General features: G+C 44.9%; 18 protein-coding genes. 7 read left to right on the forward strand and 11 right to left on the reverse strand.

The window, feature by feature from the left end; translation table 11 throughout:
* Positions 1-229 precede the first annotated feature (229 nt).
* Positions 230-2,482: a methyl-accepting chemotaxis protein gene (locus WH95_RS15160; protein ID WP_046508769.1), complete on the forward strand. Its 2,253-nt coding sequence runs from the start codon at positions 230-232 to the stop codon at positions 2,480-2,482.
* Between the two features lie 54 nt (positions 2,483-2,536).
* Here the strand turns inward: WH95_RS15160 and WH95_RS15165 are convergent, their stop codons facing one another.
* Positions 2,537-3,160, reverse strand: coding sequence for a LysE/ArgO family amino acid transporter (locus WH95_RS15165; protein ID WP_046508772.1), 624 nt, complete (start codon positions 3,158-3,160; stop codon positions 2,537-2,539).
* Between the two features lie 118 nt (positions 3,161-3,278).
* Entirely contained in the window at positions 3,279-3,926 is a 648-nt protein-coding gene (locus tag WH95_RS15170; RefSeq protein WP_046508776.1) for a glutathione S-transferase family protein, read from the reverse strand.
* 206 nt (positions 3,927-4,132) lie between these two features.
* Here WH95_RS15170 and WH95_RS15175 point away from each other — a divergent pair, with 206 nt between their 5' ends.
* Together WH95_RS15175 and WH95_RS15180 are read left to right on the forward strand one after the other, a co-directional pair.
* Complete coding sequence (locus WH95_RS15175; protein ID WP_046508777.1) at positions 4,133-5,029, forward strand: LysR family transcriptional regulator ArgP; 897 nt, start codon at positions 4,133-4,135, stop codon at positions 5,027-5,029.
* A gap of 87 nt (positions 5,030-5,116) precedes the next feature.
* Complete coding sequence (locus WH95_RS15180; RefSeq protein ID WP_046508779.1) at positions 5,117-5,920, forward strand: class I SAM-dependent methyltransferase; 804 nt, start codon at positions 5,117-5,119, stop codon at positions 5,918-5,920.
* Between the two features lie 70 nt (positions 5,921-5,990).
* Here the strand turns inward: WH95_RS15180 and rlmN are convergent, their stop codons facing one another.
* The 3 genes from rlmN to WH95_RS15195 all read right to left on the reverse strand — a co-directional run bounded on the left by rlmN (position 5,991) and on the right by WH95_RS15195 (position 8,601).
* Positions 5,991-7,211, reverse strand: a complete 1,221-nt coding sequence (gene rlmN, locus WH95_RS15185; RefSeq protein ID WP_082114183.1) for a 23S rRNA (adenine(2503)-C(2))-methyltransferase RlmN — start codon at positions 7,209-7,211, stop codon at positions 5,991-5,993.
* Positions 7,212-7,414: 203 nt separating this feature from the next.
* Positions 7,415-7,960: an invasion associated locus B family protein gene (locus tag WH95_RS15190; RefSeq protein WP_046508781.1), complete on the reverse strand. Its 546-nt coding sequence runs from the start codon at positions 7,958-7,960 to the stop codon at positions 7,415-7,417.
* 107 nt (positions 7,961-8,067) lie between these two features.
* The gene (locus WH95_RS15195) at positions 8,068-8,601 is read right to left on the reverse strand and encodes an RNA methyltransferase (RefSeq protein WP_046508783.1); all 534 of its coding nucleotides are present in this window, start codon (positions 8,599-8,601) and stop codon (positions 8,068-8,070) included.
* A gap of 159 nt (positions 8,602-8,760) precedes the next feature.
* Here WH95_RS15195 and WH95_RS15200 point away from each other — a divergent pair, with 159 nt between their 5' ends.
* The 3 genes from WH95_RS15200 to WH95_RS15210 all read left to right on the forward strand — a co-directional run bounded on the left by WH95_RS15200 (position 8,761) and on the right by WH95_RS15210 (position 12,229).
* Positions 8,761-9,813 carry an asparaginase gene (locus WH95_RS15200; RefSeq protein WP_046508785.1) on the forward strand — a complete coding sequence of 351 codons (1,053 nt, stop codon included), beginning with the start codon at positions 8,761-8,763 and terminating at the stop codon, positions 9,811-9,813.
* Positions 9,814-9,949: 136 nt separating this feature from the next.
* Positions 9,950-11,206 carry a class I SAM-dependent methyltransferase gene (locus tag WH95_RS15205; RefSeq protein WP_046508788.1) on the forward strand — a complete coding sequence of 419 codons (1,257 nt, stop codon included), beginning with the start codon at positions 9,950-9,952 and terminating at the stop codon, positions 11,204-11,206.
* A gap of 81 nt (positions 11,207-11,287) precedes the next feature.
* Positions 11,288-12,229, forward strand: a complete 942-nt coding sequence (locus WH95_RS15210) for a DMT family transporter (protein WP_046508790.1) — start codon at positions 11,288-11,290, stop codon at positions 12,227-12,229.
* Positions 12,230-12,253: 24 nt separating this feature from the next.
* On the opposite strand, the gene WH95_RS15215 is transcribed toward WH95_RS15210, so the two are convergent.
* From WH95_RS15215 to WH95_RS15225, 3 genes are all read right to left on the reverse strand, one after another.
* The gene (locus WH95_RS15215) at positions 12,254-12,976 is read right to left on the reverse strand and encodes a substrate-binding periplasmic protein (protein WP_046508792.1); all 723 of its coding nucleotides are present in this window, start codon (positions 12,974-12,976) and stop codon (positions 12,254-12,256) included.
* Between the two features lie 110 nt (positions 12,977-13,086).
* Entirely contained in the window at positions 13,087-13,503 is a 417-nt protein-coding gene (locus WH95_RS15220; RefSeq protein WP_218044509.1) for a YkvA family protein, read from the reverse strand.
* Positions 13,504-13,518: 15 nt separating this feature from the next.
* Positions 13,519-13,830 (reverse strand): 4a-hydroxytetrahydrobiopterin dehydratase, encoded by a 312-nt coding sequence (locus WH95_RS15225; protein ID WP_046508794.1) that lies wholly within the window; start codon positions 13,828-13,830, stop codon positions 13,519-13,521.
* 185 nt (positions 13,831-14,015) lie between these two features.
* Here WH95_RS15225 and WH95_RS15230 point away from each other — a divergent pair, with 185 nt between their 5' ends.
* On the forward strand, positions 14,016-14,447 hold the full coding sequence (locus WH95_RS15230; protein ID WP_046508799.1) for a metallopeptidase family protein: 432 nt from the start codon (positions 14,016-14,018) through the stop codon (positions 14,445-14,447).
* A gap of 28 nt (positions 14,448-14,475) precedes the next feature.
* On the opposite strand, the gene WH95_RS15235 is transcribed toward WH95_RS15230, so the two are convergent.
* The 3 genes from WH95_RS15235 to WH95_RS15245 all read right to left on the reverse strand — a co-directional run bounded on the left by WH95_RS15235 (position 14,476) and on the right by WH95_RS15245 (position 16,728).
* On the reverse strand, positions 14,476-15,060 hold the full coding sequence (locus WH95_RS15235; RefSeq protein WP_218044510.1) for a uracil-DNA glycosylase family protein: 585 nt from the start codon (positions 15,058-15,060) through the stop codon (positions 14,476-14,478).
* Positions 15,061-15,254: 194 nt separating this feature from the next.
* The gene (locus WH95_RS15240; RefSeq protein WP_046508803.1) at positions 15,255-15,623 is read right to left on the reverse strand and encodes a VOC family protein; all 369 of its coding nucleotides are present in this window, start codon (positions 15,621-15,623) and stop codon (positions 15,255-15,257) included.
* Positions 15,624-15,672: 49 nt separating this feature from the next.
* Positions 15,673-16,728, reverse strand: a complete 1,056-nt coding sequence (locus tag WH95_RS15245; RefSeq protein WP_046508806.1) for a dipeptidase — start codon at positions 16,726-16,728, stop codon at positions 15,673-15,675.
* Between the last annotated feature and the right edge of the window lie 20 nt (positions 16,729-16,748).

The following is a 16,748-nucleotide window of genomic DNA, read 5'->3' on the forward strand; positions in this document are numbered from 1 at the left end:
GGATTGGTCAAGTTTTCCACTATAGAAAAATATGAATCAAAAAAGAGAAAACCCGTAAACTTCAAGAAATTAAGCAACTCTAATAATTTGTTTTTAAAAGATTTATTTAATCATTTCACAGGAAGAACAATTTTTTTAAGCATCATGACAAATTATTTACCTTTTGCACTTTAAGCTTCTGCTCAAAATTCAATAGAAGCAATAATTGTGCGGTTAAGGAGCAAGAGGTATGAACGTCCCAAATACTAATGATTCCCATAAAGAGGACGTAGGGGATGAAAACGTTGGCGACATGCCTAATACAGAAGAAACCAGCACCAGCGTTATCGATGACAATATAAATAATAATCACACGTTGGAAGATAACGAAGTAAGCCAAGCTACAAATGAAGCACCGCAAATAAAGTTTGGTATTGGTAAACGCCTTATTCTTTCTTTTGGTATAGTCGCTGCAATGACTATTCTGGTTAGTTGTATAAGCTGGTATAATCTGTCCAAACTTTCCCAAACCCAACAAGCCCTCACAGAAGAAACTGTCCCCGCTATAACCGCAGCGCTGAAACTTTCCGAGGAAATATCACGCTTGGCTGCAACCGCACCGCTTTTAGAGTCAGCATCAGATACAGCACTACGTGATCAAAGGTTTTTAGAGCTACAAAGCTCTATTTTGTCTGCCCAAGGCCACCTATCAAACCTAACCCAGCTAAATGTCAGCCAGGAAACCGTCAACAATATCCAAACAAGTTTGGGCGATATCGGACCAAAAATTGACGAACTTCGCGAATTGGGGAATGAAAAACAAACCTACGCACTCCGCAGACAAGAATTGGGGAAACAACTATCATCCTACAGAGAATTGGTTGCCAAAGAGATCGCACCCCACCTTATCAAAGTTAGGCTTGGTGTCATCGATGGAGAAGGTGAGCCCCTACAGCTGTTCCAGTTACAACAGGGCTTATTAGATTTTAAAGGATCAACCAACCTTCTAATTGGTCTTCTCGCAGAAGGTGGACAAACCAATACGCTGGAAGATATTGAGAAAATTGAACAGCTTTTCCTGACGTCTCTAGGTTCAATGGCGACACCCCTTTCGAAACTGTCGCAAACCCAGAAGGTGGAAAAACTTTCAGAACTTTTCCAAAATCTCTTAACTCTTGGTAGCAAGGGAGATCTTCAGAATAATATCTTTACCCTTCGCAAAGCCGAGCTGACAGCGCAGAATAAAAGCAACGCGATCATGGAAGAAACCAGAGCGATCGCAGAAAATCTCTCGGGGCAAATCAGTGAACTTGTAAGCAATACCGAAGCAGGTATTGCTGTCACGGCAGAAGAAAACAAAGCATCATCCAAACAAACAGAAATCATAATGATTGTCATAGCAGTCGCAGCACTGGTTGTGTCTGTATTAATTGGCTGGCTGTATGTTGTTCGTTCTCTGCTAAGCCGTCTTATGGGACTCGTTCATTCCATGGAACAAATTGCCAATGGCGATTTGACGACAAGTATTATGCGTAACGGAAATGATGAAATCAGTAAAATGGGCTTTGCCCTGGCCCAACTTCGGAACGTTTCACGCGAAGCAGAAGCACTAAAAGCAGAACAAGAACTCAATGAGGCCCGCGTAGAGGAAGAAAAGCGACAGAACGCAGAAAAAATGGCAAACGATTTTGATGCCTCTGTTGGTTCATCCATTGGTATTCTTTCCAGCAATGTCACCGTTATGCGTGATCAGGCCAAAGAAATGCAAAACCTAGCCGCTGGATCGCAAAGAGAAGCACAGGAAATCAGTGGCGCAAGTGAGGCCATGTCCAATGACATATCTACTGTTGCTGCCGCGACTGAAGAGCTTTCAGCATCTATTTCTGAAATCTCTAACCTGGTCAATAAATCAACAGATTGTTCAAACAATGCTGTTGAACGTGCGGCAACAATGAACGGTAATATTTCCCGCCTTAATGAAGGATCTCAGGAAATTGAAAATGTCATTAGTATGATCAGTGGAATTGCCGAACAAACCAATCTTCTTGCGCTAAACGCCACGATTGAAGCCGCCCGTGCCGGAGAGGCAGGAAAGGGATTTGCTGTTGTTGCCGCCGAAGTTAAAAACCTGTCAAACCAGACCACATCGGCGACAGAGGACATTCGCTCCCTTATCGGCAATATCCAAAGCGAGATCAGCAGTGCTGTTGACGCTGCAGAGCAAATTGATAATGTCATCAAGGAAATAAATGAAATCGCCAGCGGAATCTCAACAGCCGTAGAAGAACAAGGTGGTGCAACCCGCGAGATCAGCCAGACAGTCAATCAGTCTGCGAATAACTGTTCCGTTATTGCCGAACGTGTACAAGAAGTTTCCACCGCCCTAAACCAAACCAATCAATCAATGGAACAGGTCATAGGCGGAGTCCAAAAGATTGATCAAGAAAGCTCTCTGCTAACAGAAAATGTAGATCAGTTCCTTAATTCTGTTCGCGGTCAATAGTTACAAAATCAACCCAAGCCCCGGATCATTTTCTATCCGGGGCTTTTTCATGCCCTATGACACCGCTTTCATCACCAACGACAAGGCAATTGCCCACATAATAACACCAATGAAGCTATCCAGGATGCGCCATGCAATCGGCCTTTTGAATAGAGGTGCCAACCATTGTGCCCCTAAACTGAGCGAGAAAAACCATAGGAAAGATGAAACAACAGCCCCCGCCCCAAACCATATTCTGCTATCTGCGGGGTATTGGCCACCAATAGACCCCAACAGGATCACAGTATCCAGATAGATGTGCGGATTTAAAAGGCTAACAGCCAACGTGGTCAGCACAGCTTTGATAAGTGTATCTGGGCCGCGATTTTGCTCTACTGTCAAAACATCTGGGTTTAGGGCTGATTTGAATGCCTTTAAACCATAGACAAAAAGAAAAAGGGCACCACCCCACATTGTAAAATGCAAAAGCAAGGGGATTGAGGTGATCAACACCCCCATACCCGCCACGCCAACAGTTATCAGTACTGCGTCAATAAAACTGCAGAGTGAAGCAATAAGATATTGATTGTTACGACGAAGGCCCTGGGTAAGAACATAGGCATTCTGTGCCCCAATCGCGATAATTAACCCAGCGCCAATACCCATTCCCTGAAAAAAGGGTGCAGCAATCCCAAACATTATCTCGTTCCTGTTAAATCAGCTAAAGCCACTTAGTTTTGATCTCAATGGTTTCAACTTAGACAATCACAAAGAACAAGTAATGCTTATAATATTTATACTGCATTAGATTTCTTAATTATGCTTCATCTTCCTGAACAATCCAGGGTTCTGCCTTTCCGGCCTCTTCCCATTCTTGCCAGGCCGGAAGGTCTGTCATTGCAGAAGAATAGCGTTTCACAACAGGATCATCACTTAACTGATACTTGGCAATACGGTTGACGACCGGGGCAAACATCGCATCAGCATTGCAGAAGTCACCAAACAGAAAAGGACCACCGGATTTTTCCAGACAATCGCGCCAGATCTCAATAATCCGTCGCAGGTCTTTATGAACGCCTTCTGAAACACTGATCGCTTCTTCCTTGCGGCGCATGTTCATGGGGCACTCTGCTCTTAGAGACAGAAACCCACCATGCATTTCATTGGAAATACACCGGGCCATAACCCGGTCAGATTGCTCAGCGGGCCACAGCCCTGTATCAGGAAACTTCTCTGCCAGATATTCAAGTATCGCCAGCGATTCCCAAACGGTCAGATCACCATCTTTTAAAACCGGTACTTTCTTGGTTGGTGAGAACTCCGCAAAGTGCCTGTGCCCAGTTGCTTCATCAAACTGGGAAAAAACCTCTTCAAATTCGATCCCTTTTACTTTTAGCGCGATCCAAGGACGCAAAGACCATGAAGAGTAATTTTTATTGGCAATAATCAACTTTAGATTTGGCATAACAACCTCTTTGGATCAGCTTTCAGAGAAATGTATCAGGTGTGCGGGACATACTATGATCAATAAATCACCCTTGTGCTACCAGCTGCTTTCTATTTGGCAGAACTTGTCGGAACTTTGTCATTATCCAACATCCCTTTTCAGTACCGAAAAAGCGCTCTACAATAAAATTTATGAAATGAAATAGATATTAGCCATACTAATTAATGTTTGATTATAGACAGCTTGCCACCCTTAACGCCATCCTGGAAGAAGGCAGCTTTGAAAAAGCCGCCCAAAAGCTCTTCATTACTCAGTCCGCTGTCTCACAACGGTTACGGCAACTTGAAGACAGTCTGGGGCAAACACTTGTTGTTCGCGGTACTCCCTTGACGGCAACCGCATCAGGTCAACGTCTTCTTAAGCACTATAAACAGGTAAGCCTGCTGGAAAACGAGTTGGGGGAAGACCTCAAAAACCAGAATAACGAAGGTTTTACAAACCTCACCATCGGCCTGAACGCTGATTCCATTGGCACGTGGTTTTTCGGCGCGGTTAAAAAATTCACTGAAACAAATAAAGTACTTCTGGAACTCAAAGTTGATGATCAAGAACAAACCCATCATCTGTTGCGAACGGGGGAAGTTCTTGGCTGTGTCAGTGGTAGCCCCCTCGCCGTTCAAGGATGTCGTTGTATCCCCTTGGGGCAGATGATTTACCAGCCTCTGGCCTCGCCTGATTTCGTAAAACACTATGCTCCAGAGGGCCTAAACAAGGTCAATGCGGCAAGTATCCCTGTTGCGGTCTTTAACCGTAAAGATCCGCTCCAACACCGCTATCTGGAACAAAAATTCGGGATTACAACATTTCCGCACCACCTTATTCCCGCTTGTGACGGTTTTGTTGATGCCCTGCTTAAAGGCTTTGCTTACGGCCTTATCCCCAACCAACAAGGACAACCTTTTATAGATAACGGCGATTTAGTTTCCATAGATCCCGGTCATAGAATCCCGGTCCCGCTTTATTGGCATATCTGGAATCTACATACCGATCTGATGAAAGAACTGACAAAAGCACTGGTATCGGAAGCCAAACGTGTTCTGACGCCGCTTCCTGATTGCTAGGTTATTTAGTCTTGCACCCTGTCATGATGTGCCACCATTATCACGGCATCTTTTAAATTACACTCAAAAGAATAAAGAACGAAATCAATGCAAGATCGAAAATTTTATACAGAAGCCAACCGCATTTCCTGGAACGAAGCTGCGCCACGGCATGAAGAGAAAAACCAGCAAAGGCTATTACAAGACGTCACTCAATCTGATTTCAATGCTCTGGAACCTGAACTGACTGAAACCTTAAGCCGTCTTGATCTTCAGGGGAAACGGGTTGCCCAGATTTGCTGCAACAACGCAAAGGACTTGCTGTCTGTTATTAAAATGGGGGCCAGTTACGGCCTGGGTGTTGACGCCGCTTCAGCTTTTATTGATCAAGGAAATCAATTGATCAAAGCCACACACTATCAAGACCGAATGGAATTACTTGTCAGTGACGTCTATGACATTCCAAATCAGTACAAAGAACAGTTTGATATTGTTCTCACCACGGTTGGCGTCATGAGCTGGATGCCAGATCTCTCGGCATTTTTTAAAGTCATTCACAGCCTGATCAAACCCGGTGGATACTATGTTGCCGAAGAAATGCATCCCGTATTGCTGATGTACGAAACAGATGATCAAGGCGTGTCTAGACCGCTCTATTCCTATTTCAAACAAGATCCATGGAAAGATACAGATGGGCTGGATTATTTTGGGCACGTCAACTACGAATCAAGCCCAAGTTACAGCTTCCAGCACAAGATGGATGATATTCTTATGGCAGGGATCAATCTGAATATGAACCTGAAATATATCCGGGAAATTGATCGGGATATTTCAAATTTCTGCATGGATCTCGAGCACCAAGAAGCAAAACCGCCCCTTGGTTTTAATATGATCATGCAAAAATCAGAATAATTTTTGCAGAGCTATTTCATAAAAAAGGTCTGTATCGGGAAAAGTCAGACAACGGGCCTTTTTAGTTTAGTTATTCTGCCGCGCAGGGTTTCTTTGTTTTACGCTTTCTTTCTGATTCAGACTTTAACTGCCCACAAGCTGCAAGTATGTCCTCGCCTCTTGTAGTGCGGATCGGTGCTGATACACCCTTTTCAAAAAGATAGTTTGAAAAACGTCGGATTTGATTGTTCGAAGAACATTCAAAAAACGATCCTGGCCAGGGATTGAAAGGAATTAAGTTAATCTTGGCCGGGATTCCCTTAAGAAGCTGCAACAATTTCTTCGCATCTTCCATGGAATCATTCACATCCTTGAGCATGACGTACTCAAAGGTAATACGACGGGAATTACTGACACCCGGATATTCCCGACAGGCATCCAGCAATTCTTTCAGCGGATACTTGTTGTTGATCGGCATGATCTTGCTTCGGGTTTCATCGTCAACCGCATGAAGGGAAATCGCAAGGTTCACCCCCAGATCAACCCCGCAGCGCCGAATTTCAGGTACAACACCAGACGTTGACAGCGTAATACGTCGTCTGGAAATGGTCAGACCTTCGCCATCCATAACGATATTCAAAGCCGCTTTGACATTTTCATAGTTATAGAGCGGTTCACCCATGCCCATCATGACAATGTTTGTCACCCGACGTCCGGGTGCAGAACTTGGCCACTCTTCCATGGCGTCTCTGGCATGGATGATCTGGGAAACAATTTCATTAGGGGACAGGTTACGAACAAGCGGCTGCGTTCCCGTGTGACAGAACTTACAGGTCAAGGTGCAGCCAACCTGTGATGAAACACAGAGCGTGCCGCGATCTTCTTCAGGGATAAAAACAGTCTCGACTTCGTTTCCATCGGGAAAACGAAGGAGCCATTTGCGGGTACCGTCAACCGAGATCAGATCTTCGACAATTTCCGGACGCCCAACAACATACCCAGCTTCAAGCTTTTCCCGAAAGGGCTTGCCCAGGGACGTCATTTCTTCGAAGGACGCAGCACCACGGTTATAAATCCACTGCCAAAGTTGTTTGGCGCGAAACTTCGCTTCGCCGAGACCGATAACTTCTGCTTCCAACTCTTCGCGAGACAGACCCACTAGAATCTTTCGACCATCAGCTGAATGCGACGCAGGTGGCGCAAAGGCTTTCGCGTGCCCCCGAGAGCCAGCATTGCTGTTCTGCGCTTGCTTAGCTTGCACATCGGCTGCATTCTCAGCTGTGGCTTCTGTGATTTTCGGTGCTGTGGTCATAGCTCATCAATCCTTATGGCAGATATTTTATCTGCGATTGAGGCTTAAATAAAGCGAGTCACTTCCGGGTTCAAGTGGATTCGCTCTGCAATAACTGCATAACAGCCGCTTGCATTGGTTTAGAAACACTCAATAGCCCCTAAGTGACTGCTTTATCCCAATCAAAACAGTCACAGAGAGAGCATCACCCAAATATCAAAGTATTATTTTTTACCGCATGCCTGATTAATGGCACGATAAGCTGCTGAAAAACCACTTAAAGAGTAGGTGTCTTTGGTTTTTGTTCCACGCCCGGAAACACCACGGACGATCAGCTTGGACCCTTTGATCATCGCGTTGATTACCTTCTGATCATCTTCTTGATTGTAAGCCCAGGCGCTATCCCCAGCCGTAAAAAATTTATAGCTACTTTTCCCGACACTGAGGGTTACTTGAGAATCCGGACGATAGCTGTAACCAGCTTGAATAGAGATTTCATCCCAGCGCTTTTCACCAGCTCTATGAGATACAACCAGATAGATATCACCGCGCTTATTGTACTTCCCTTCAGCTTTCTTGGGAACCGAGTTCATAAAACACACTTTATGCCCATTTTCGGTATAGCTGTAAGAAGTCCAGTCCTTGTGTTGTCCAATCGCTTTAATTCCCTGGGCGGAACTTGTCGTCGCGGTCAATGCGGACAGGCCAAAGGAAACAGATAGCATAAGGGCCATAGGAATGGCGGATTTCATTGACAATAGCTTACTCATTATCTTCCCAGTTATCATAATACTCTGCGCGGTTAATTCTCTTAATTCTCACCACTAAACCATAAAATAGGTGATTCTAAGGCAGGTCTTCTGATTTCACCAGACACTTAGTCTTTTTTAGTTCGAATGATCTGCCCGCCTTGAACATGTTTGGGCAATGGAACCGCAGCAGCCCTTGAATTAACAGGCCTTCCAGGAAACCGTCCCATAGAAATCAATCTGTCATAAAGCACGATTGCACCAGCTACACCAACATTCACACAGAATTTCATTGGAATTTTTACAATAAAGTCACAACGTTCTTGCATTTCCGGTGACAGAGACCCTTTTTCAGGCCCTAAAACATAAGCAGCCTGCATAGGGTGACGAAAGCTCGGAAGCTCGATTGATTCGTCTGTAAGTTCAACCCCGACCAACTGCACACCTTTTGGCAGGACCATTTCTTCAACATTGTCGAAATTATAAAGCGGCAAGGTCTTTGCAGCATCTGATGTATCAGATTGTTTGACCTGTTTTGCATCATAATGCGGCGCAACAGTAAAAAAGAAACTGGCCCCGAAACTATGGGCGGAACGAAGCAGATTCCCCAGATTCATGGGTTTGCTGCCGCCCTCGACCCCCATGCCAAAAAATCCTCTCATGGTTCTCTCTGCCATCGTCTTAATTCAGGTCCTTCTTAAGCCTGTTAATCGTCGTTATTTTGCGCCTATAATGCCAGCACAAAACAAGTGGGTGGTTGAGCCCCTCGGTTCAGAATAGTTCTGAATTGAGCCTCGTATACTTAATATAAGAGTTTTCTAGTGTCCGATTTAACAAAAAACAACAGTTCATCCTCTGGTGAGGGTCAAAATAACCCAATTATGGTCGAAGTAACCCGGGGAAACATGGTCGAAAGTATTCATCGGGCATCTTATGCCGTTGTTGATACCGACGGAAAGGTTGTTTTATCTGGTGGTGATTACGAAAAAATCACCTATGGACGCTCGGCAATTAAATGTATGCAGGCTCTTCCATTGATTGAAAGTGGTGCCGCAGATGCGTTTGATCTAACCGATGCAGAAATATCCATTGCCTGTGCCAGTCACGACGGGCAACCCGAACACGTTGAAACTGTCCTAAAATGGTTAAAAAAAATCGACTGTACCGAAGACGATCTGGAATGTGGATCGCACCTTCCCTACCATATTCCTTCGATGGTTGATCTCTTGAAAAACGGTGGTTCTGAATCGGCCCTGCACAACAACTGTTCAGGTAAACACACAGGTTTTCTGACTGTTTGCAAGCAACTTGGATATGACCTCAAAGGCTATGTGAAATATGAACATCCGTTACAACAACGTATCCTTGGGGCGATGGAAACCATGTGTGGAATGGATCTTGGCGATGCACCACGTGGCATAGATGGCTGTGGCATACCGGTTATCGGTGTGCCCCTTGCAAACATTGCACTGGCTATGGCCCGTTTTGCAGATCCCTCCGATCAACCAGAAGCCCGCCAGGAAGCGTGCCAACGCATTAACAATGCCATTGCAGCAGAACCCTTTATGATCGCCGGATCAGATCGCTTCTGCACAAAAATTGTTGAAGCAACCAAAGGGCGTGCCTTAATCAAAACCGGGGCCGAAGGTGTTTACACAGGCATTATTCCTGAACTCGGCCTCGGCATTGCACTCAAAGCTGATGACGGTGTCACACGCTCAGCCGAGACCGTCATCGGAATGATTTTAAAACACCTGAAAGTCATTGATGACGAAACAGCCCATACGATGAAGGACGTTCTGGAACCCCCACTGTTTAACCGTGCAGGCATTCAGGTTGGCCAGGTTCGCGCAGCCCAAAACGTCCGCTTCTAAAGAAGACACAAAACCTCCTTTCTGATTATTTCCTTTATAATGAGAGAGGAGGTTTCTCCAGAAGCGTTATATACCAAAACTGCAACACTCAAATCTGCTACCCGCAAACCCTTTTAGAGGAATCGGCTTAACCACAATGACCGTTCAGCCAGAAGTACAAGATCAATACGAAGCTTATCCCTATCCGTCCAGAAATCCTGCGGATGAACAAAAACGACTGATCACAGGATCGCCAAGTAATCTCGCAGAGCTGAACCACTACCTTTTTGCTGGAAAAAGAGATTTTTCCAAACCCTTTCGGGCTTTGGTTGCCGGGGGTGGTACAGGTGACGCAACAATCATGCTGGCACAACAGCTTGCCGATGCATCAAAAGATGGAAAAGGCCAAGCAGGACAGGTTACCTACCTCGATCTTTCTTCGGCATCGCGTGCAATTGTCGAAGCCAGAGCAAAAGCCCGCGGCCTGAACAATATAACCTTCCTGAGCGGTTCCCTGCTTGATTTGCCAAGTCTGGATTTGGAACCGTTTGATTACATAGATTGCTGCGGTGTCCTCCACCATCTCACCTCTCCTGCACTGGGGCTGAAAGCGCTAACTTCTGTTCTTAAGGAAGACGGCGGTATCGGAATAATGGTTTATGGGCAATACGGGCGTGAAGGGGTCTACCCAATGCAGGACCTTCTTCGCAGTCTGGGGAAAGAGTGTTCGAGTTTAGCTGAAAAAGTAAAATTAACTCGTCGCCTTTTGGAAAAGCTTCCCCCAACCAACAGCTTTAATCGCAATCCTTTTGTTATTGATCATAAAGCCAGCGATGCGGAACTTGTCGACCTGCTTTTACATAGTTGTGACAGAGCTTACACCGTTCCACAAGTTGCCGATCTAGTCGCATCATCAGGGTTAGAGCTCACGGCTTTTGTTGAACCCATTCGCTACAAAGTCGAAACCTATGTGAAAGATGCAAAGCTTCTTCAACATGCACATGCACTCCCCCCAATAGAACAAGCTGCTGTCGCGGAAAAACTGGCCAGCAACATGAAACTTCACGTGTTCTATCTATCGCGTCGAAAAGATACAGTTGCCGATCTATCCCAGGCAGAAAAGGCAATCCCGATCTTCCGCGAAATGCAACCCGATGTCATTGCAAAAAGCCTGCAGAAAACATCGGCACTAAAAAGTAATCTGGATGGCATCCCCCTGAATCTTCCTTTGCCCCGCCTGTCTTCTGCAATCGCAAAAAGATGTGATGGCAAAAACAATCTGTCCGATATTTTTGCAGAGCTAAAAGAACTGGACGCACGATTGGAATGGGACAAATTCCTGCAACAGTTCAAAGAGTTTTACCGTGTGTTCAATAATCTGAATCACCTGCTTCTCAGGTACGACGACAATTGAAATTATTCACTTAAAACATGACAAGCTCTTTTGGCTGCAGTAGGCTTTAGGTCCTCTCTGGCCGCCAAGGCATCTAAATTTATGTCCCGTTTCAAAAATATCCCAGCTCCTTTGCAAGGTGCTCTTTTAGTTGTTCTTGCCACTTTCGGCTTTTCAGTGATGAACTTGCTCGTTCGCATTGCAGCTGAAGAATTACCCCTGTTCGAGGTCACTTTTTTCCGTAATTTCTTTGCCTTTGTTTTTATGCTGCCCTGGATGCATAAGATTGGCTTTGGAGAACTTAAGACAAAACATCTGAAATTACATTTTCTACGTTCTGTCGTGGGCATATCAGCTATGGTGGTCTGGTTCGCGTCTGTAAGTTGGCTTCCAATGGCTCAGGCTGTGGCGCTGAACTTTACTGTTCCTCTTTTCGCAACAATTGGTGCAGCCCTTATTCTTAAGGAAGATGTCAAACTTCGCCGTTGGGGCGCAACAATTATGGGGTTTGTAGGTGTACTGGTTATTGTACGACCTGGCTTCGGCGACTTCAGTCCCTTGTTATTCCTACCCGTTTTAGCCGCATTATTGATGGCCGGATCAGTTATGATCGTAAAAACCCTAACCAAAACAGACTCTTCGAGTGTTACAGTCTTTTATACAACGATTTTCATGACCCTTCTCTCATTAGTGCCCGCCATTTTTGTTTGGAAATGGCCAAGCACAGAAGTCTGGTATGCAGTTATTGGTTTGGGTGTCATCGGGGCCATTAGTAATCTGCTGATCACCAAAGCGCTTTCGATTGCCGATGCTTCGGCGGTTATGCCATTTGACTATGCCCGACTTCCCTTTATGGCGCTTATGGCTTTTTTGGCTTTTGGCGAAATTCCGGATATATGGACATGGATCGGGGGCGGGATTATCGCGTGTTCGGCAATCTATATCGCACAGCGGGAAGCAAGCATTCGCAAGAAAGCGGCCGCCCAATTATCAAACCGGGATACAGTTAAACCCGCGAGCAATGCACCCCAAGGGACGCTCTAGCTTCTAGAATGTTAAAGATTGCTCTTAACTTGGGTTTCCCACTGACTGGCGCTGCCGAAGACGATCCAATGCATCTTGCCATTTTTGCACAACTTCAAGCGGAGTACTCTTAGAAAAAGCCAAATACATGTCATATTGCCCAATAAGAGCGATCTCACTCACCACATCCACGGAAATACCTTCTTCCTTAGCCATATAGGACATGTAAGCATCCGATGTTTCCAACAGGTCATAGCGGCCCTTGAGCAATAAGAACATCGCTTTGTTAACATTCACAATTTTATTAAGATTCTGGAACCTTAACGTGGTCAATAGCTCTTCGCCTGCACCGCCTAATTGAACAGCGATATTACCGACTTTCCGTGCTTGGTCTAAATTCTCTTCATTTGTACCTTGATACAGGTGTTTATTTGCTTTTTCAGCGTAAAGACCGATACGGACGGTATAGAGCGGACCAACCCAGTGAAAAACATCTTCCCTTTTAGGGGTTCTTACGATTGAAAAAATGCCAACCTCAGGGATTTCTTGCGCATATTTATATGCGCGCGCCCAAGGCAAAACAGTTATCTTGGGTTCTTCTCCTACTTCCTTTGAAAGCTCACGAATAATATTTGGGCCGATGCCTTTTAACTCTTTACCTTCCATATAGTTATACGGAGGGAAATCTTCAGTATAAAACTCTAGGGCACTTACATTACCAAGTGTCAGGAAGCAAAAAAGCCAGCCGCAAAACAATGTTTTTATCATATTTCTATTCCTGAGCAATCTCAGCGCGCAATACTATCGTATGCAATAAAGATTAGAAAAATACTAAAATTACACAAAATATATTGCGTAAATTTTTTTCTGAGCAAAGGCTAATCGTTCACATCCAGCCAAGCTTGCGCTTTTTCTACGTGCTGTTCAGTTATATGCTTCTTCACTGAATTTATAGCCGCAATAAGAACCGAGATGTCATCGGTAAAACCAAAAGCAATAATAAAATCAGGAATTAAGTCAGCCGGTACAACAAAATAAGCCAGCGCCGCCATCAATATGGCTTTTGCTTTGAGGGGCGTTTTCCGATCGGTCGCGCAGAAATAGGCCGCTAAAAGCTTTTCAGAAAAGGTTATTTTTAAAGCAACTTTCTTAAGTTTCTTCAAAAACCCTTTTTTAACAACTTTTTCATCAGCTGCTAATAGAGCTGGTTCCGCATCTTTAGGATCTGGCTTATTAAGTTGAATAAATCTCATACAACAAAGATGTGAAGATATAGGACTTATTGCAAGCCCCATAACTCTTTCGGCTATTTAAACTTTAGAAGCAAAGAGGTTCATTTTTTTGGCGAGTTGAACATCAAGCTCTGACAGGCCGTCACAATCATGTGTCGTCAGGACAATATCCACTTTATTATAAACATTGAACCATTCCGGGTGGTGCCCCATTTTTTCAGCAACAAGGGCAACACGGTTCATAAAACCCCAAGCTTGATTAAAGGTTTTAAAGGTAAAGACCTTACGGATAGCATCTCGGTCACTTTCCAGAGTCCAACCTACCAGTTCCTGAAGAAAGTCTGCTCTCTCACTATCAGACAGCTTTGTGGGAATTTTGCGTTCCGGCATATTGAAAATCCTGTTTTACTGAAATTTGTTCTTTTTTTAACAATAGCATAGAATAACTTTATCGATGAACGGTGATTATGAAAAAAGGATCTTGAATTTTCCACAGTCCCGCACTTTGGACTTTAAGATTGACAGCGCCTTTGAATCTATGCCTATTGCCGTCCTCGGTTAACTGGATAGAGAATATGGGCCAGCTTCATAACATAGAACGTTTTACGACTCCCCCAGAGATCAGTGATATTGAATCTCTGGCGCGTGAAGCCTATGCGCATATGCCCGATGAGCTCAGAGATGTCGCCAGTCAACTAAAGATAGAGGTTCAGGACTTCCCCTCAGAATACATGATGGAAGCCATGGATTGTGAAACACCTTTCGAGATTTTAGGTCTTTACCAGGGTGTTGATCGTCGCTCTATGACCCAGCAGAGCAGAGAACTGAACGAAGAAAAGGATACGGTTTTCCTGTTCCGTCGCCCTATTCTCGATTTTTGGTGTGAAAACGGTGAAGATCTTAGCCAGGTTGTCCGCCATGTCCTAATCCATGAGATCGGACACTATTTTGGCATGTCAGAAGATGACATGGACAAGATGGAAAGCAGAACAGTAAGTCTTTCCTAAATAGTCCGATTGGAAACACTTAGGCTTGTCATAGCAATTCTTGTACACGATTCCGCAATACGGGCAGCACATCGTTTTCAAACCATGGATGCTTTTTAAGCCACATAGCTGAACGCCAACTCGGGTGAGGTGTTACGAAATAAGCCGGTTGATATTCTCTCCATGACTTGACTGTTCCCGTCAGGGTTCTTTTCTTTTTCTTACCCAAGTAAAACTTTTGGGCATATTGCCCAACCAAAAGCGTGATTCGTAAATTAGGGAGAACACCAAGCAGTCTATCATGCCACAAAGGCGCACATTCAGGCCGTGGCGGAGCATCCCCACCTTTATCTAGCCGCCCAGGGTAACAAAAACCCATCGGCATGATTGCTATTTTTTCTGGATCATAAAAAAGCTCTTTATCAATCCCCAGCCAATCCCGCAAACGATCACCCGACGGATCGTTCCAGGGGATACCCGTTTCATGAACTTTGGTACCCGGGGCCTGGCCGATGATAAGAATACGGGCACTTGGGCAAATCTGGACAACGGGACGAGGCCCCAAAGGGAGATCATTGGCACAGTGCGTACAACCTCGTACATGCGCTAGCAAATTGTCCCAATCTTCATCCATCCTCGCCATTTTCCTTTTGCAAATAGCGTACAGTATATGCCCTTATAGCCTAAAGAAAGAAAACGGGCATCATATCAGCGTGAAGTTCTGGGTATAGACAGTTAAAGTACTTCCTTATTCAATCCCTAAAGAGCTTTCAAAACAAAGCCAGTAGAGGCTTCACCCCCCTCACCCCGTCAGACAAGAAGCGTTATCTAGGTTCCAGTCTTTTGCATAAATTCTAAGCGGTTGCCAAAACAGTCATGGGCAAAAAACCTGTTATACCCTTCCAGTTTATCATCCCATTGAACGGCGATATCATGATTAGCCAACTCTTTGGCAAGATGATCGAGATCTTTTAATAGAAAGGCCGGATGTGCCTTTTTCGCGGGCTGAAAGTCTTTTTCCACACCAAAGTGAACCTGAAAAGAATCTGTGCTGAACCATACACCACCTCTACCGGTCAAACTCTCGGGTTTCGAGACTTCTTTCCATCCCAGGATCGTGCCATAAAAGGCTCGGCACAAATCTTCTGCGCCCACAGGAATAGCCAATTGAATATGATCAAGTCCGAGCCAATTCAAACGATATTCTCCACCTTCAATTACCCAAAAGAAACACTAAACTGAGATATTATATTCCAGTCCGCTCTAATACTGACAGCCAATTTTCATGAGCGATTTTATGAATCAGCTTGTCGCCAAAACCCGATTGCCTAAAGCCCTCTATTAACTTCGGTAATCCTGTTGCATCCTTTATAACGTCCAGCACCAGACACCCATCAAAATCAGATCCAAGCGCAACGCCATCTTCCCCCAGCTTATCAACAAGGTATGCCGCATGCTGAACCAAAACATCAACTGCCGTGTTCGCATCATGAGCACCATCATCACGCAAGAAAGCAACGTGGTAGTTAATGCCGACAAGTCCCTTGCTTTCCTTAATGGCATCCAATTGCTTATCAGTCAGATTTCGAGCCGACGGGCACAAAAAATGCGCATTGGAATGCGATGCAACCAACGGGCGGGTTGATAAATTCGCGATATCCCAAAAGCCTTTTTCCGTTATGTGCGACAGATCGATCATAACGCCCATACGATTACAGTTTATAACCAGTTCGCGCCCCGCATCGGTCAAGCCAGTACCAGTATCAGGCGAACTGGGGAATGCCATTGGAACCCCGTCAGCAAAAATATTTTTGCGGCTCCAGACAGGACCAATAGAGCGAAGACCGGCAGCATAAAGAACTTCAAGTGCATAAAAGTCCCTGTCGATGGCTTCTGCCCCCTCAATATGCATGATCATCGCAAGTTTACCGTCGGACATAGCTGTTCGAGCCTCGGCAACTGTTTTTGCGATTACCACCTGACCTTCACTTTCCCTTACCCAACGTTGGGCCATGGCAAACATACGATTGGTAAAATTAAGGGCACCCGGCTGATCAATAGGGGCAAAATTTTCAGGATCTTCCGGGTCAAACGCACCCCTGGATGTATCGTCATATTTCGAAGGAACAAACATCGCAAAGAGGCCCCCTTGCAGACCTCCCTTACGCGCCTTTGGCAAATCAATATGCCCACGGTCATTTTCAGCAAAAAAAGATACTTCCTTTGCTGTTCCCTCGTTCATTACATGACGAAGTAACGTGTCATTATGCCCATCAAAAACGGGAACTGGTGATGCTGACATGAATCAATCCTGCTTTATAA

This window comes from Kiloniella litopenaei, assembly GCF_000982415.1.
GTDB lineage: Bacteria > Pseudomonadota > Alphaproteobacteria > Kiloniellales > Kiloniellaceae > Kiloniella > Kiloniella litopenaei.